The following is a 14869-nucleotide window of genomic DNA, read 5'->3' as shown; positions in this document are numbered from 1 at the left end:
CGGGCCTTGCGGCCCGTGTCAAAGTCGAGTGCTCTCTGCTCAATCCCTTTGCTTCCGGCTACTTGGGGCCACCCAGCACGGCGACCAGCTGGTTATAGCGGCGATAGAGCTGCTTCTCGCGCGCCTCGCGCTCGGCGCCGGTCGATTTCGCCAGCGTGAGCTTGAACAGCTCGAAGTAAAGCTGCAGGTCGGTGACTTCGCGCAGCTGGCGATTGCCCGACGGCAGGAAACCCGAGAGCTGGTCGGCGTAATAAAGTTTGGTTTTTTCCTGCGCGGTGTTCGCGCCCTTGCGACCGTAATCGAGGAAGAACCGGGCGATGGTCGCGCGGGTCGCCGCCGGTAGATCCTTGCGGTACACCAGCGGGTCGTACGAGAACGACGGCGATTGCCACAGCACGCGCATGGTCTTGAAATCGCGCGGATAGGTTTCGCGCAGCTTGTCCAGATCGTCGCTATTGCTCACCGCCACGTCGACGCGCTTCTCGGCCAGTGCGCGGAAATTGTCTTCGGCGTTGCCGGTTTTCACTTCACGGAAAAACGGTTCGAGCAGCACATTGCGCTTGGCGAAGGCGTGATAGGCGGGGATCACGTAGCCGGCGGTCGAGGTCACGTTGCCGCAACCGATGCGCCAGCGCTGCTTGTCGCGCAGCAGCGCATCCAGATCGGCGGGGCCGTCGTTGCGAACCAGCAGCAAGGAGCGATACTCGGCCACGCCGCCGGTCAGCGCGAGCCGGGCAAAGATTTCACCATTGCCTTGTTCGATCAGCGAGAGCGCCGCGCCGGTGTTGGCACGAGCGATCTGGATTTCCTTGTTGGCAAAGCGGCGCAGCAGCTCGGCATCGTCCTTGACCGCAATGATCTTCACCGGCTGGCCAAGCGCGCGGGAGAGGTCGCTGGCGACGGGCTGCCAATCGGCGGCCACATCGCCTTCTCCCTTGCCGGCCAGCAGGCCAAGCGTGAGATCGGCATGCGCCGTGCCTGCGAGCAGCAAAGCTGCCGTGATCCAAAGCCGCCATCGCCGCATTACCGTCCCCCGCTATCTATTAGGGGCGCGACTGTAAGCTTTGTTTATGACGACGAGATGACAAGTTGCCGGATGTCCGCCGGGCGCAGCCCGACGGTACATGGCTTTCCAATATCCGCTTGCGGGCGTTGCCGGGCTCAGGCCGCGCCAAGAACGATGGCGCGGCAATCGGCCGGGGTCAGGTCGGCGTGCTCGCCAAGTGCGATCCGCTTGTGGCGGATCAGTTGCGCTTCGACGCCGGCCGCGGCGGCTTCGGCGTCGATGCCGTAGTCGGTGAGCCGGGTCTTGACGCCGACCGATTCGAAATAAGCGCGGGTCGCGTCAATCGCCGCGTGCGCGACCGCCTCGTCGTCGCCGTTCAGATTCCAGACACGCCGGCCGTACTGCGCCAGCTTGGCGCGCTTGGCGTCGAAGGTGTAGCGCCACAGGCTGGGTAGCGTTACCGCCAGCGTTTGCGCATGGTCGAGCCCGTACAGCACGGTCAGCTCGTGGCCGATCGCGTGCGTGGCCCAGTCTAGCGTCTGGCCCAGCGGCACCAGACCGAACATCGCCTGATTGGCCGACCACATGAAATTGGCCTGCGCATCGTAATCGGCCTGATCCTTGAGCAGCACCGGCGCGACCTCGGTCAGGGTCGAGAGAATGCCCTCGGCCAGCCTGTCCTGCACGCGTGCTTCCTGCGGAAAGGTCAGGTATTGCTCGGTGGTGTGCACAAAGGCATCGACCAGACCGTTGCCGAGCTGGCGCGGCGGCAGCGAGCTGATCACGGTCGGGTCCATCACGCAAAAGCGCGGGAACACGGCCGGATTCTTGAACGAGAGTTTGTCCTGCGTTTCGCGGCGGGTGATCACGCCGGTGAAGTTGCTCTCCGAGCCGGTCGCCGGCAAGGTCAGCACACAGCCGATCGGCAAGGCCGAGTGCAGCGGCGTCTTGTTACCGACGATCAGCCAAGGGTCGATTGCCGGGTCGAGCGCGAGTGCGGCGGCGATGAACTTGCTGCCGTCGAGCACCGAGCCGCCGCCGACGCCCAGCACCCAGTCGACTTGCTTTTCTTTACCCAGCGCGACCGCGCGCATCAGCGTGTCGAACTCCGGATTGGCGCCAACGCCGGCAAATTCGACCACGGTGCGCCCGGCCAGTGCGGCGATCACCTGATCGTAAACCCCGTTGCGCTTGATGCTGCCGCCGCCATAGACCAGCAGCACGCGCGAGCCGGCGGCGATCTCGGTGCCGATCTGGGCGATCTGTCCCTGGCCGAAGTGGATGCGGTTGGGGTTGTGGAAACTGAAGTTCTTCACTACACGGCTCCTTGCGGCGGGGGACGGCGACATGGCGTCAGCGGTATTCATCGGGTGAATCGGCTGATGCCGGCGTGGGCCAAAGCATCTGCATAGTGTAAGGATTTTCCGCTTACTCGGGCTGCAATGCGGTAAATATTCCCGTTTTCCGGCCTGCGCTGATACTTCATCAATGCCGGATTGATGAGCCTGATTTCCGGCCATTCGCCGCCTTTCGATATCGGCCGTGGTTTGGCTTCCGGTGTGAATTGTTCCTGGCGATATGCGCAGGATTAACATTGCATTTTTACTGGATTTGACTTTGCGATTTGCTGCGATTGCGCCGGAATCAGTCGAGTATGAATGTTTGATCGGTAATCGCTGCAGTTACGTATTGCGGTTGCAATGTATTGCCATTTGGCATTGCACTGAAAATAATGCGTTTTTTAATGCCCGCTCTGCTTTTTTCGCTGTTGTTCGAGTATCTATCTGCCGCTCTGCGTACATCCGGTCGGGTTTTTTGCGTGAGCTCAATATGGCTGCTTTGATTGTGCCCGATGCTCTGCTCCCGGCATTTCCTGTGCCGCCCTTTGTGTACGGCCTTCTGCTGAAGTTGCGATGCTATGTCGATGAATAAATGCAAAAAACAACCGTTTTCAATGGTTGCCGTAGTCGACTAAATCACCGCTTGCTTTGGGTAAAAATGCAAATGGAATGGTGTTCTTTTTGCCGCGAACTGTCATGTAGCACCCGATAAGATGCCTACATGATTGGTGTGGCGATCCGTATCACCCAGTCAACAGGCACCGACCCAGGTGCCGCAGCCGCGCCCACAAGGCGCCCGACCCGGAATGGAGATCCATTTATGCGAGCAGCCACCACCATCGATGTGAGCATCGATCAAGACGCCATCGCATCCCCCGGTACTGCGCCGGTAGCCAATGCATCGACGTGGCGCAAGCAGGATACGGTCTGGATGTTGGGCCTGTACGGCACCGCCGTTGGCGCCGGGACGTTATTCCTGCCGATCGACGCTGGCCTGGGCGGTTTCTGGCCGCTGGTGCTTATGGCGCTGCTGGCTTTGCCCATGACGTATTTTTCGCACCGCGCACTGACCCGTTTCGTGCTGTCGGGCTCGTCCAGAAAGGGCGAGGACATCACCGAGGTGGTCGAAGAACACTTCGGCACCGGCGCCGGCAAGCTGATCACACTGCTGTATTTCTTCGCGATCTTCCCGATCCTGCTGGTTTACAGCGTTGCGGTCACCAATACCGTCAGCAGCTTCATCGTCAACCAGCTTGGCTGGCAGGCGCCGCCGCGCGCCGTATTGTCGCTGGCGCTGATTCTGGGACTGATGCTGATCGTGCGCTGCGGCGAACGTGTGATCGTCAAAACCATGAGCGTGCTGGTGTTCCCGTTCGTGGCCGTGTTGCTGATGATGTCGCTGTACATGATTCCGCACTGGCAGGTCGGTGAATTCATCCATCACAGCGCTTCGGCTACGCCGGTTGATTTCCTCAAGACGCTCTGGCTGGCGATCCCGGTCATGGTGTTCTCGTTCAATCACTCGCCGATCATTTCGACCTTTGCGGTGGATCAGAAGCGTGAATACGGCAAGGATGCCGACAAGAAGAGCGGTCGAATCTTGGTGCTGGCCCATACGCTGATGGTCGTCACCGTGATGTTCTTTGTGTTCAGCTGCGTGTTCGCGCTGTCGTCGGCCGATCTGGCTGCTGCCAAGGCGCAGAACATTTCCATCCTGTCTTATCTGGCCAACCAGTTTAATCAGCCGATCATTCAGTACGCGGCGCCGCTGATTGCCTTCGTGGCAATCACCAAGTCTTTCCTCGGTCATTACATTGGCGCCAGCGAAGGCTTGAAGGGCATTGTGGTCAAGGAACTGCGCAGCCGCGGCAAGCAGATCGAAGACAAAAAGCTCAACCGTTACACCGCGATTTTCATGGTGCTGGTGGCCTGGCTGGTGGCAACGCTCAATCCGTCCATCCTGACGATGATTGAGTCGATGGGCGGCCCGGTGATTGCGATCCTGCTGTTCCTGATGCCGATGTACGCAATTCACAAGGTGCCGGCGATGCGCAAGTATTCGGGCGCTGTCAGCAACATCTTCGTGGTGACGATCGGTGTGATTACGATCTCCGCCGCTCTTTATTCACTGCTCTAAGCCCTCAACGATCACGGATGGACGGCAACGCCGCTGGCCGTCCCGGATAGGAAGCACGCCATGTTCAGCATGTTCGACTTGTACAAAATCGGTATTGGCCCATCGAGCTCGCATACCGTCGGCCCGATGACGGCGGGCAAGCAATTTGCCGATGAACTCGCCGGCAAGGGCTTGAGCGCATCGGTCGACCGCATCGTCGCCAAAGTGCACGGCTCGCTGGCGCTGACCGGCAAGGGCCACCAGACCGATCAGGCCATTGTCGGCGGCCTGGCCGGCAATCTGCCGAACACGGTCGATATCGAGTTGTTGCCCAGGCTTTTCGCCAGCGTCACGGCCACCGGCATGCTGCCGCTGGCCGGTGGCGGCAACGTCAAGTATGAGGAGGTGTTCGACAGCAGCAATCTGCCTTTGCACGAAAACGGCATGCAGATTCTGGCCTTCAGTAGCGACACACCGGTGATGAGCAAGATTTACTACTCGATTGGTGGCGGTTTCATCGTCGATGAAGAGGGCTTCGGCAAGCAGAAACTGGGCAAGGTCGCTGTGCCTTATCCCTATCAGAGTGCGGAGGATCTGCTGCGTCATTGCGAGGAAACCGGCATGTCGTTCTCCAGCGTGATTCGCGAGAACGAACGCGTGCTGCATACCGATGCCGAGATCAGCGATTACTTCAAGCGGGTGTGGCAGACCATGCAGGCGAGCATGGCGCGCGGCATGGAGCAGGAGGGTTATCTGCCCGGCCCGCTCAAGGTGCCGCGTCGCGCTGCGGCGATGCGTTACCGCTTGGCCCGCAATACGTCAGGCGGCACCTCGATGATGGCCGAAATGGACTGGATCAACCTGTTCGCGATGGCGGTGTCCGAAGAAAACGCCGCCGGCGGCCGTGTCGTCACGGCGCCGACCAATGGGGCTTGCGGCATCGTTCCGGCGGTACTGGCGTATTACGACCGTTTTATCAGCCCGCTGGACGATGAAGCGTGCAGCCGCTTTTTCCTTGCTTCGGCCGCGATTGGTTCGCTTTACAAAATGAACGCGTCGATCTCCGGTGCCGAAGTGGGCTGTCAGGGCGAAGTCGGCGTGGCGTGTTCGATGGCCGCCGCCGGTCTGGCCGAGCTGCTTGGCGCCAGCCCGGCGCAGGTGTGCATCGCGGCGGAAATCGGCATGGAGCACAATCTGGGGCTGACGTGCGACCCGGTCGGCGGTCAGGTACAGGTGCCGTGCATCGAGCGCAATGCCATCGCCGCGGTCAAGGCGGTCAACGCCACGCGCATGGCGCTGTGCCGGATCAGCGAACCGCGCGTGTCGCTGGATAAGGTGATCGCAACGATGTACGCCACCGGCAAGGACATGGATCCGAAGTACCGCGAAACATCGTGTGGTGGCCTGGCCAAGTTCATCACCGTGCATCGTGTCTAGGCCCGGTCGCGGTAGTTAAAAAAAGGGACGCCTGTTTGGCGTCCCTTTTTTTGGTCTGGCCCGGAGCACCATCCCAGGGGCCGCTTGGGCCCGTCGATATCGCGCGCCCAGCATTGGCCGGATTCCGGTTGCGCCTGCTGGTTTGACCGGTGCCGCGCCGAAGTATCGGGTTTCGGTGTGTCTGGATTGTTCACCTGCGCGGGGAGCGGGCGCGGTAAATATTCCCGTTCGTCGGTAAAGATCGAAAGTAAATCAATTTACGATCTTTGCATTTGTTTTCTTTTTACTTTCCATCGATTCGATCAGCTGCAGGCGCGTCTTGCGTAGTTTTATTTCATTTATCGGCATTTCTTATGTGGGTTTTGCCTTACCTAAAGGGCATTGATTATGAATATTCCTTTTATAACAATCGATTGAGCTTGATGTGTGTTGCTTCTTGTTTCAGTAGTTTTACAAGATTTTCTCGTGATTTTTTCTTGTCGCCTGGCCGGAAAGTCGCAAGTCATGCCATTGGAAAGTCGAAAGTGTCATCGTTGACCTGCTTTTGATTGAAGGCCTACAGTTGGCCATCGCTTCAGGCTGCCAAGCCGCCAGAACCGGCTTTTTGCCAAGTGAATTCAATCAATCGGGTATCGGATATGGATCGCGTTCAACAACGCCGCAACCGCATCGTCCAATGGCTGCGCGAACAGGAAAGCTGCCACGTCGGCGATTTGTCGGAGGTGCTGGGCGTTTCGACGGTGACGATACGCGGCGACCTCGATTTCCTCGAGCAGAGCGGCTGCATCAGCCGCTCGTACGGCAAGGCCGTGCTCAATCCGCAATTCGCCTTCGAGCTCGAATTCCGCGAGAAGGAAAAAATCCGCAGCGAGGCCAAGCAGCTGATCGGCCGCGCCGCAGCGCAGCTGGTCAACGACGGCGATGCGCTGATCATCGACTCGGGTTCCACCGTCGGCTTCGTGCCGCGCTACATCGAACCGCACAAGCGCTGCACGCTGATGACCAATGCGCTGAACCTCGCCAACGAACTGGTTGGCGACGTGCGCTTCGAGCTGATGATGACCGGCGGCACCTTGCGCGCCGATTCGTATTCGCTGTTTGGCCCGATCGCCGAGCAGGCGGTGCGCTTGCACCACTTCGACACGCTGTTCATCGGTGCCGACGGCATCGATCTCAAGGCCGGCGTCACCACCACCAACGAACAGGACGCCCAGCTCAACCGCGCCATGATCAAGGCGGCCGACAAGGTCGTGCTGCTGGCCGATTCGAGCAAGTTCGGCCGCCGCGGTTTCTGCGTGATCTGCCCGCTGCCGCAGGTGCACACGCTGATTACCGACAGCGGCATTTCCGACGAATACCGACGTGCGCTGACGCTTTCCGGCGTCAACGTGATCGTCGCTGACGAATAAGGAGTCACCCGTCATGAGTTTACTGCTTGAGACCATCCGCCAACACAAGGCCGGCCAGCCGACCGGGATCTACTCGGTGTGCTCGGCGCACCCGCTGGTGCTCGAAGCCGCGCTGCGCCAGGGGCTGGAAGACGACAGCGCCGTACTGATCGAGGCGACGTCGAACCAGGTGAACCAGTTCGGCGGCTACACCGGCATGAAGCCGGCCGACTTCCGCGATTTCGTGCTCGGCCTGGCGAAGAAGGTCGGTTTCGATCCGGCCAGACTGATTCTCGGCGGCGATCACCTCGGCCCGAATGCGTGGAAAAAGGCACCGGCTGCCGAGGCGATGGCGATGGCCGGCGATATGGTTCGCGACTACGTGAAGGCCGGTTTCCGCAAGATCCACCTCGATTGCTCGATGTCGTGCGCCGGCGATCCGGTGCCGCTGTCCGATGCGGTCGTTGCCGAGCGCGCCGCGCAGCTGTGCGTGATTTCGGAGGCCGCATGGCGCGAAGCCGGCGGTGAAGCGCCGGTCTACGTGATCGGCACCGAAGTGCCGGTGCCCGGTGGCGCCAACGAAGAACTCGGCGAGCTCGAAGTCACCTCGCCGCAAGCCGCCGGCACCACGCTGAAGATCCACCGCGAAGTGTTCGCCGCCGCCGGCCTGGCCGAAACGTTCGAGCGCGTGATCGCGATGGTTGTCCAGCCCGGCGTCGAGTTCGACCACCACAAGGTCGTCCGCTACGCTGCCGACAAGGCAAAGGCACTGAGTGCCTTCATCGAGTCCGAGCCGCTGGTGTTCGAGGCGCATTCGACCGATTACCAGAGCGACACCGCGCTGGCCGAGCTGGTGCGTGACCATTTCGCCATCCTCAAGGTCGGCCCGGGGCTGACGTTCGCGCTGCGCGAGGCGCTGTATGCGCTCGACGTGATCGAGCGCGAAACCATAGGTGAACTCGGCGCTTCGCACCTGAAATCGGTGATCGCGCAGGTGATGCAGGAAGAGCCCGACTACTGGCTGCCGTACTACGCGCAGCCGGGCCACCAGCAATACCTCGACCGCAACTACAGCCTGTCCGACCGCATCCGCTATTACTGGCCGCACCCGAAGGTCGTCGCCGCGCAAGAGACGCTGTTCGCCAACCTCGGCAAGCAGCCGCTGTTGATGACGCTGGTGAGCCAGTACCTGCCCGAGCAGGCCAAGCGCGTCGCCGAAGGCCGGATCGCCCCGACCGCCGAGGCGCTGGTGATCGACAAGGTGATGGAAGTGACCCGCAGCTATGCCCGTGCCTGCGGCATGGCCCGGGCTGCCGATGCGCGGAGGGCTGCATGATGACCTACCTCGACCATGATCAGGACGATCTCGTTGCCCACGGCGCGAGCCACACCGCCCGCGAAATCAGCCAGCAACCGCGGCTGTGGCGCGAAATCACCACGACGCTGGTGAAATCCGCCGCCGACTGGCAGCCGTGGCTGAGCGACCTGCTCGCCACCCCTAACCTGCGCGTGGTGATGACCGGCGCCGGCACCTCGGCCTTTGCCGGCAAGACCTTGGCACCGGTGCTGCGCGAACGCACCGGCCTGCGCATCGACCCGGTCGCGACCACCGACATCGTCGGTGATCCGCAAGCCTGGCTCGATCCACGCCTGCCGACGCTGCTGGTGTCGTTCGCCCGTTCGGGCAACAGCCCGGAAAGCGTCGCCGCGGTCGAACTGGCCGACCAGCTGCTGCCGGACTGCCGCCACCTGATCCTGACCTGCAACCCGGACGGTGCGCTGGCGCGCTATGCCGCCGGCAACCCGCGAGTGCGCTGCGTGCTGATGCCCGACGGCGCCAACGACCAGAGCTTCGCGATGACGTCGAGCTTCACGTCGATGTTCGTCGCCGCGGCGGTGATGCTCGGCGCGGTGCCGCTGACGGAGGCCGCGGCACGGATCGAATCGGTCGCCGCGCTGTGCGAGGCCAAACTGGCCGTCTGGCCGAAGCAGGCGCGTGAACTCGCCGCCGGGCGTTTCGAGCGCGTCGTTTACCTCGGCAGCAACGGCCTCGCCGGGCTGGCCGAAGAGGCGTCGCTGAAACTGCTGGAACTGACCGCCGGCAAGATCGCCACGCGTTTCGATTCGACGCTCGGCGTTCGCCACGGCCCGAAATTCATGATCGACGCCCGCACCTGCGTGCTGGTGTTCATGTCGGCCACGCCGTACACGCGCCGCTACGACGACGACCTGTACGCCGAGCTGGTCGGCAACGGCATCGCACCGCAGGTGATCGCGCTCGGGACCAAGGACGGCGACACATTGCAGGTCGAACTGCCCGACGCCGACGACCTGTGGCTGGCGCTGCCTTACCTGCTGTTCGCGCAACTGTTCGCGTTTGAAGCCTCGCTCGCCGCCGGCCTGACCCCGGACAACCCGTGCCCGACCGGTGAAGTGAACCGGGTGGTGCAGGGCGTGACGATCTACCCGTATCCGAACTGATCCAAGACAAGCGAGAAAAACACCATGCCGAACATTCTCTTGACCCGCATCGACAACCGCCTCGTGCACGGCCAGGTCGGCGTGACCTGGACCGGCAGCCTCGGCGCCAATCTGGTCCTCGTCGCCAATGACACCGCCGCAGCCGATCCGGTGCAGCAGAACCTGATGGACATGGTCGTCGCCGAGGGCGTGCAGACGCGCTACTTCACGCTCGCCAAGACCGCCGAAGTCATTCACAAGGCCGCCGACCGCCAGAAGATCCTCATCGTCTGCAAGACACCGCAGGACGTGCTGGCGCTGGTGAAGGGCGGCGTACCGATCACGTTTGTCAACGTCGGCAACATGCACTTCGCCGAGGGCAAGCGCCAGATCCACAAGACGGTGTCGGTTGACGATGCCGATGTGGCGACGTTCCGCGAGCTGGCCTCGCTGGGCGTCACCTGCGAGATTCGCCGCGTTCCCGACGAGGCCGGCGAACTCGTTTCCAAGCTGCTCTGACTCTGGGAGGGGTAAGACATGTTGATCGATGCATTGCTGATTGCGCTGCTGGCCGGTTTGGCGGGGGTGGACCTGTTTGACGGGTTGACCCACTTCCACCGTCCGGTGGTGCTCGGCCCGCTGGTCGGGCTGATTCTGGGTGACGTTCATACCGGCCTTCTGGTCGGCGGGACGCTCGAACTCGTCTGGATGGGCATGGTGCCGCTGGCCGGCGCCCAACCGCCGAACGTGGTGATAGGGGGGATCATCGGCACCGCCTTTGCGATTCTGACCAAGGCGGAGCCCACGGTGGCGATCGGGGTGGCGGTGCCGTTCTCGATCGCGGTGCAGGGGTGTATCACCGTCCTGTTCACCGCGTTCTCGCCGATGATGCACAAGTGCGACGCGATGGCGAAAAAGGGCAACTGGCGCGGGATCGAACTCGTTAATTACCTCGGCATGGCCATCCTGTTCTGCTTCTACTTCATCGTTGCCTTCCTGCCGATCTACTTCGGCGCCGATGCCGCCGGTGCGGTGGTCAAGGCCGCACCGCAGTGGGTGCTCGACGGGCTGTCGGTGGCGGGCGGCATGATGCCTGCGATCGGTTTCGCGCTCTTGATGAAGATCATGCTCAACAAGAACTACGTCGCCTACTTCATCCTCGGCTTCGTCGGCGTGACCTATCTGAAGCTGCCGATCCTGGCGATTGCACTCGGCGCACTGGCGATCGCAATGATCGACTTCTTCAACAGCAACCGCGCCCAGCCGCAGGCTGCTGCCCAGAATGTGGAGGTGGAAGATGGCATTTAACGATAGCGAAGCCGCATTGGCCGCCAAGGCCGAGAAGCGGATGGAACAGGCGCTGGCCACGAGTTCGGTCGAGCGTGACGATTACGTCGACACCACTCCCGGCGAAGCGCTGACCAAGAAGGACATCAACCGCATGGCGTGGCGCTCGCTCGCGCTGCAGGCATCGTTCAACTACGAACGGATGCAGGCCGGCGGCTGGCTGTACACGCTGATTCCGGCGCTGCGCAAGATCCACAAGAACGAGGAAGACCTGTCGAATTCGATGAAGATGCATCTCGAATTCATCAACGTCCACCCGTTCGACGTGACCTTTTTGTCCGGCCTCGTGCTGGCGATGGAGCAGAGCAAGGAGAAGATCTCGACCATCCGTGCGGTCAAGGTCGCGCTGATGGGGCCGCTGGGCGGGATCGGCGACGCGATGTTCTGGCTGACCTGGTTGCCGATCTGCGCCGGCATCGGCGCGGCGCTGGCGCTCGAAGGTTCGATATTCGGGCCTATCGTCTTCCTCTTGCTGTTCAACGCACTGCACTTCGGCCTGCGCTTCGGTCTGGCGCATTACGGTTATCGGGCCGGTTTGGGGGCGATCGGCGTGCTGAAAAACAGCACCAAGAAGATCTCGCACGCGGCGTCTATCGTCGGGATGACGGTGATCGGTGCGCTGGTGGCGTCTTATGTGCGACTGAGTACGCCGCTGGAGATCCACGCCGGCAAGGCCGATATCGTCTTGCAGACCGGCGTGCTCGACAAGCTGATGCCCAACCTCTTGCCGCTCGGCTTCACCCTTGTGGTGTACTGGCTGATGAAGAAGGGCTATTCGCCGGTGAAACTGATCGGCTTGACGGTGGTCTTGGGATTGGTCGGCAAGTTCGCGGGCTTCCTGTAGCACCATTCCGCTCGGCGGCTGCGCCTTCGCATCTCGCAGCCGTCCGATGCTCGGAATCCTCATGGACCTCGTGTCCATTCCGGTTCCTGCGCTTCGGGCGGCTACGACCTGCCTTGGCTCGCTCGCCGATCGAAACGGTGCTGGTGATTGGGCTGCGCTGAGTTAGCCCTGAATTGAACGGACATCGCGGCCACGGCCGCATGGAGCAAGACGATGATTTCCCTGATCCTGACCGGCCACGGCCGCATTGCCAGTGGCATCAACGAAGCAATCACCCAGGTGTTCGGCGCACAAGCCGATCTGCATGTCGTCGATTTTCCCGATGGCATGGGCACCGGCGATCTCGAAGTGAAACTGGCCGAGGTGCTCGCCGGCTGTGCGGGCGACGTGGTGTTCTTTACCGACCTCTTGGGCGGTTCGCCATTCCGGATTGCGTCGACGCTGGCGCAGGCCCGCCCGGGCACCGAGGTGATTGCCGGGATGAATCTGGCGATGTTCGCCGAGATGCTGTTCGAGCGCGACGATATCGCGAGCGCCGCAGAATTCCGCCAGCGGGCAATCGAGGCGGGGCAGGGTGGCATTACCAGTCTGGCCGACCGGCTGGCGAGCAAGCGGCAGCGTGCGGAGGCCGTCGATGGCCTGTGAACCCCTGCGCCTCCGGGCTGCACGAGTACTGACGTCGCAGGGCTGGCTAGCCGACGGCGTCGTCCACATCGGCGGCGATGGCCGCATCCACGCGGTGAAAGCCGGCGGCGGTTTCGACCGCGATCTGGGCGATGCTTGGCTGATGCCGGCGCTGGTCGACAGCCATGTGCACGGCGCGGTCGGTTGCGACGTGATGGACGCCAGCCACGACGCGCTCGACACGATGTCGGCCTACTTCGCCCGCCACGGCGTCGGTGCGTTTGCCGCGACCACCGTCACCGCGCAGGTCGAGAAAATCGAAGCGGCGATCGTGCAGGTGCGCGAGAGCCGCAAGCTGGGCGTTTCCGGTGCCGAAATCGTCGGCACCTATCTGGAAGGGCCGTACTTCACCGCGAAGTGCTGCGGCGCGCATCCGGTGCCGTTGATGCGGCCGATCAGCGTGTCCGAGCTGGCGCGCTGGCATGCGCTGGCCGACGGTACGCTCAACACCGTCGCGCTGGCCGCCGAACTGCCCGGCGCCGACGAGGCGATTGCCTGGTTGCGCGCGCGTGGCGTGCGCACGCTGATCGGCCATTCGGACGCCAGCTACGACGAAACCGTCGATGCGATGCTCGCCGGCGCACGCGGCGTGGTGCATTGCTACAACGGCATGCGCGGCCTGCACCACCGTGATCCGGGCGTCGTCGGTGCCGGGCTGACCCGGCCCGAGGCCGATGTCGAACTGATCGTCGACGGCCATCATGTCCACCCGGCGGCGGCGCAGATCGCGCTCAATAGCGTCGGCGAGGAAAGGCTGATCCTGATCACCGATGCGATGCGCGCCACCGGCATGCCCGACGGCGATTACGCGCTCGGCGAATTCACCGTGCACATGCACGCGGGCGTGGTGCGGACCGATGTCGGTGGCCTCGCCGGCAGCACCCTGCATCTGATCGCCGCGGTCAAACACGCGCAGGACTGGTTCGGCCTGCCGCTGGAGCGTGCGTGGGCGCTGGCTAGCCGCAATCCGGCGCGCGCCTTGCGCAGGCCAGATCTGGGCAGCATCGCCCCGGGGCAGACCGCGAGCCTGACGGCGATCACGCCGCAGTGCGACGTTGTCGCGACCTGGGTGCAGGGGCGTGCGGTATTCGGCGCGGATTGATAGGTTTCAAGGCAGGGCGGCACGGACTACCCCCCTTTGCCGCTCTGCTTTTTTTATACGTGCCGCTCAGCCCGGAATCATCATCCCCAGTGCTTCACGCATCGGCCCGTCGACATAATCGGCGAGTGCGTTCAGCCGCCGCTGCGCGAGCATGCGCTCGCCACGGGTTTCGGCGGCGTGAGCCGTGAAGTTGGCCGGCAGCGCCGCCAGTGCACGGCGGGTGTCGTCGAGGCGGCTTTTCAGTTCGGTGACGGCCTCGTCACGCTCGCGGCTTTGCAGGTAATCGTCAAAGCCGACGCCATTCGGTGCGCCAAGCAGCACCGCGCTGATGCCGTCGAAACTCGCCAGCAGGCTGGCGCGGGTATTGCCGCTGCGCGCATCCGGGAATTGCGAGGCCGGTGGCGCGATGTCGCCCTTGGCGAGTTTCCAGCCCGCTAGCTCACGCAGGCCGGCGACGCTGCGGGCGAGCATTTCGGTCATCAGCGGCCGTGGGTAGGTCGGGTCGTAATTGAGGCCGCGGCGCAGACCCTGCCATTCCATGATCAGGATTTGCGATTGCCGGGCGAGTGCGGTCGCCTGCCATTGTGCAAAGCCGCAATGCTGGCCGGATTTCAGTTGTGCCAGTTGTTTGGCCGGCGCTGCGCCAAAGAGTTGAGCTTCGATCGCCGGCAGGCCGCTGGCACCCTTGGGCTGGCGGCTCCAGAGATCGAAAGCCTGTGGTTCTGCGGGTTTGACCGGTGTGATGGCGATGCCGCGGGCGAGCGCGGCGGTATCAAGCGGCCACGGATCGATGCGGTTGATGATTTCGTCCAGGCGCAAGGGGCCAACGCGGTTGGCTTCGACCCGGCGCCACGCATCGGCGCTGTTACGCCAGGCGGCTTGCGCCTCGGCCAGCGTTTGCTCGCCGGGGGCGGCACACAAGGCGCCGATCTTGCCGCTCAAGCGTTCGGTATCGGCTTGCAGCGTTTGCAGCGCCGGCAGATAAACCTGATCGGCCAGCGATTTGACCAGCTCGGGCTGTTGCAAGGGCGTGGTACCGGCAAAGGCCGCTGTGGATAGCGCCGCGAGCAGGGCGCAGATCGGCAGTTTCATTCTCTCCATCCTTTGTTGTTGTCTCCCGCGCCTTTCTTACCACAAGCGCGTCG

The 14869-nt window shown here is 62.7% G+C and carries 13 protein-coding genes; 10 read left to right on the top strand and 3 right to left on the bottom strand.

What is annotated here, in order from left to right; genetic code table 11:
- Nucleotides 1-58: 58 nt before the first annotated feature.
- On the bottom strand, nucleotides 59-991 hold the full coding sequence (gene phnD / locus JLC71_RS09520; RefSeq protein WP_200915196.1) for a phosphate/phosphite/phosphonate ABC transporter substrate-binding protein: 933 nt from the start codon (nucleotides 989-991) through the stop codon (nucleotides 59-61).
- Nucleotides 992-1161: 170 nt separating this feature from the next.
- Nucleotides 1162-2322, bottom strand: coding sequence for an iron-containing alcohol dehydrogenase (locus tag JLC71_RS09515; RefSeq protein ID WP_200915195.1), 1161 nt, complete (start codon nucleotides 2320-2322; stop codon nucleotides 1162-1164).
- Nucleotides 2323-3166: 844 nt separating this feature from the next.
- On the opposite strand from JLC71_RS09515, the gene JLC71_RS09510 reads away from it, so the two are divergent.
- The 10 genes from JLC71_RS09510 to nagA all read left to right on the top strand — a co-directional run bounded on the left by JLC71_RS09510 (nucleotide 3167) and on the right by nagA (nucleotide 13724).
- Nucleotides 3167-4483 (top strand): serine/threonine transporter, encoded by a 1317-nt coding sequence (locus JLC71_RS09510; RefSeq protein ID WP_305066866.1) that lies wholly within the window; start codon nucleotides 3167-3169, stop codon nucleotides 4481-4483.
- Nucleotides 4484-4543: 60 nt separating this feature from the next.
- Nucleotides 4544-5899 (top strand): L-serine ammonia-lyase, encoded by a 1356-nt coding sequence (locus tag JLC71_RS09505; protein WP_200915194.1) that lies wholly within the window; start codon nucleotides 4544-4546, stop codon nucleotides 5897-5899.
- A 638-nt stretch (nucleotides 5900-6537) separates the two neighbouring features.
- The gene (gene agaR / locus JLC71_RS09500) at nucleotides 6538-7308 is read left to right on the top strand and encodes a transcriptional repressor AgaR (RefSeq protein ID WP_200915193.1); all 771 of its coding nucleotides are present in this window, start codon (nucleotides 6538-6540) and stop codon (nucleotides 7306-7308) included.
- A 13-nt stretch (nucleotides 7309-7321) separates the two neighbouring features.
- Nucleotides 7322-8623, top strand: a complete 1302-nt coding sequence (locus JLC71_RS09495; RefSeq protein ID WP_200915192.1) for a D-tagatose-bisphosphate aldolase, class II, non-catalytic subunit — start codon at nucleotides 7322-7324, stop codon at nucleotides 8621-8623.
- Nucleotides 8620-9768 (top strand): SIS domain-containing protein, encoded by a 1149-nt coding sequence (locus JLC71_RS09490; RefSeq protein WP_236250852.1) that lies wholly within the window; start codon nucleotides 8620-8622, stop codon nucleotides 9766-9768. The genes JLC71_RS09495 and JLC71_RS09490 overlap by 4 nt, the downstream gene beginning before the upstream one ends.
- Nucleotides 9769-9792: 24 nt before the next feature.
- Entirely contained in the window at nucleotides 9793-10266 is a 474-nt protein-coding gene (gene agaV / locus JLC71_RS09485) for a PTS N-acetylgalactosamine transporter subunit IIB (RefSeq protein WP_200915191.1), read from the top strand.
- Nucleotides 10267-10284: 18 nt separating this feature from the next.
- Entirely contained in the window at nucleotides 10285-11055 is a 771-nt protein-coding gene (gene agaW, locus JLC71_RS09480; RefSeq protein WP_236250851.1) for a PTS N-acetylgalactosamine transporter subunit IIC, read from the top strand.
- The gene (locus tag JLC71_RS09475; protein ID WP_200915190.1) at nucleotides 11045-11938 is read left to right on the top strand and encodes a PTS system mannose/fructose/sorbose family transporter subunit IID; all 894 of its coding nucleotides are present in this window, start codon (nucleotides 11045-11047) and stop codon (nucleotides 11936-11938) included. The genes agaW and JLC71_RS09475 overlap by 11 nt, the downstream gene beginning before the upstream one ends.
- Nucleotides 11939-12151: 213 nt before the next feature.
- Nucleotides 12152-12583, top strand: coding sequence for a PTS galactosamine/N-acetylgalactosamine transporter subunit IIA (gene agaF, locus JLC71_RS09470; protein WP_200915189.1), 432 nt, complete (start codon nucleotides 12152-12154; stop codon nucleotides 12581-12583).
- Nucleotides 12573-13724 carry an N-acetylglucosamine-6-phosphate deacetylase gene (nagA, locus tag JLC71_RS09465; RefSeq protein ID WP_200915188.1) on the top strand — a complete coding sequence of 384 codons (1152 nt, stop codon included), beginning with the start codon at nucleotides 12573-12575 and terminating at the stop codon, nucleotides 13722-13724. The genes agaF and nagA overlap by 11 nt, the downstream gene beginning before the upstream one ends.
- Before the next feature lie 66 nt (nucleotides 13725-13790).
- Here the strand turns inward: nagA and JLC71_RS09460 are convergent, their stop codons facing one another.
- A complete protein-coding gene (locus JLC71_RS09460; protein WP_200915187.1) occupies nucleotides 13791-14816 on the bottom strand; it encodes an imelysin family protein in 1026 nt (341 codons plus the stop codon).
- Nucleotides 14817-14869: the final 53 nt, after the last annotated feature.

The sequence above is a fragment of the Jeongeupia sp. HS-3 genome, from assembly GCF_015140455.1.
Taxonomy (GTDB): Bacteria; Pseudomonadota; Gammaproteobacteria; order Burkholderiales; family Chitinibacteraceae; genus Jeongeupia.
The sequence above is the reverse complement of the archived record's forward strand: the minus strand, read 5'-3'. Positions and strand labels throughout refer to the sequence as shown.

Excerpts from the sequence above, each read along its gene's own strand:
- JLC71_RS09510 (WP_305066866.1), top strand. The coding sequence starts at position 3,167 with ATGCGAGCAGCCACCACCATCGATGTGAGCATCGATCAAGACGCCATC.
- JLC71_RS09505 (WP_200915194.1), top strand. The coding sequence starts at position 4,544 with ATGTTCAGCATGTTCGACTTGTACAAAATCGGTATTGGCCCATCGAGC.
- agaR (WP_200915193.1), top strand. The coding sequence starts at position 6,538 with ATGGATCGCGTTCAACAACGCCGCAACCGCATCGTCCAATGGCTGCGC.
- JLC71_RS09495 (WP_200915192.1), top strand. The coding sequence starts at position 7,322 with ATGAGTTTACTGCTTGAGACCATCCGCCAACACAAGGCCGGCCAGCCG.
- JLC71_RS09490 (WP_236250852.1), top strand. The coding sequence starts at position 8,620 with ATGATGACCTACCTCGACCATGATCAGGACGATCTCGTTGCCCACGGC.
- agaV (WP_200915191.1), top strand. The coding sequence starts at position 9,793 with ATGCCGAACATTCTCTTGACCCGCATCGACAACCGCCTCGTGCACGGC.
- agaW (WP_236250851.1), top strand. The coding sequence starts at position 10,285 with ATGTTGATCGATGCATTGCTGATTGCGCTGCTGGCCGGTTTGGCGGGG.
- JLC71_RS09475 (WP_200915190.1), top strand. The coding sequence starts at position 11,045 with ATGGCATTTAACGATAGCGAAGCCGCATTGGCCGCCAAGGCCGAGAAG.
- agaF (WP_200915189.1), top strand. The coding sequence starts at position 12,152 with ATGATTTCCCTGATCCTGACCGGCCACGGCCGCATTGCCAGTGGCATC.
- nagA (WP_200915188.1), top strand. The coding sequence starts at position 12,573 with ATGGCCTGTGAACCCCTGCGCCTCCGGGCTGCACGAGTACTGACGTCG.
- JLC71_RS09460 (WP_200915187.1), bottom strand. The coding sequence starts at position 14,816 with ATGAAACTGCCGATCTGCGCCCTGCTCGCGGCGCTATCCACAGCGGCC.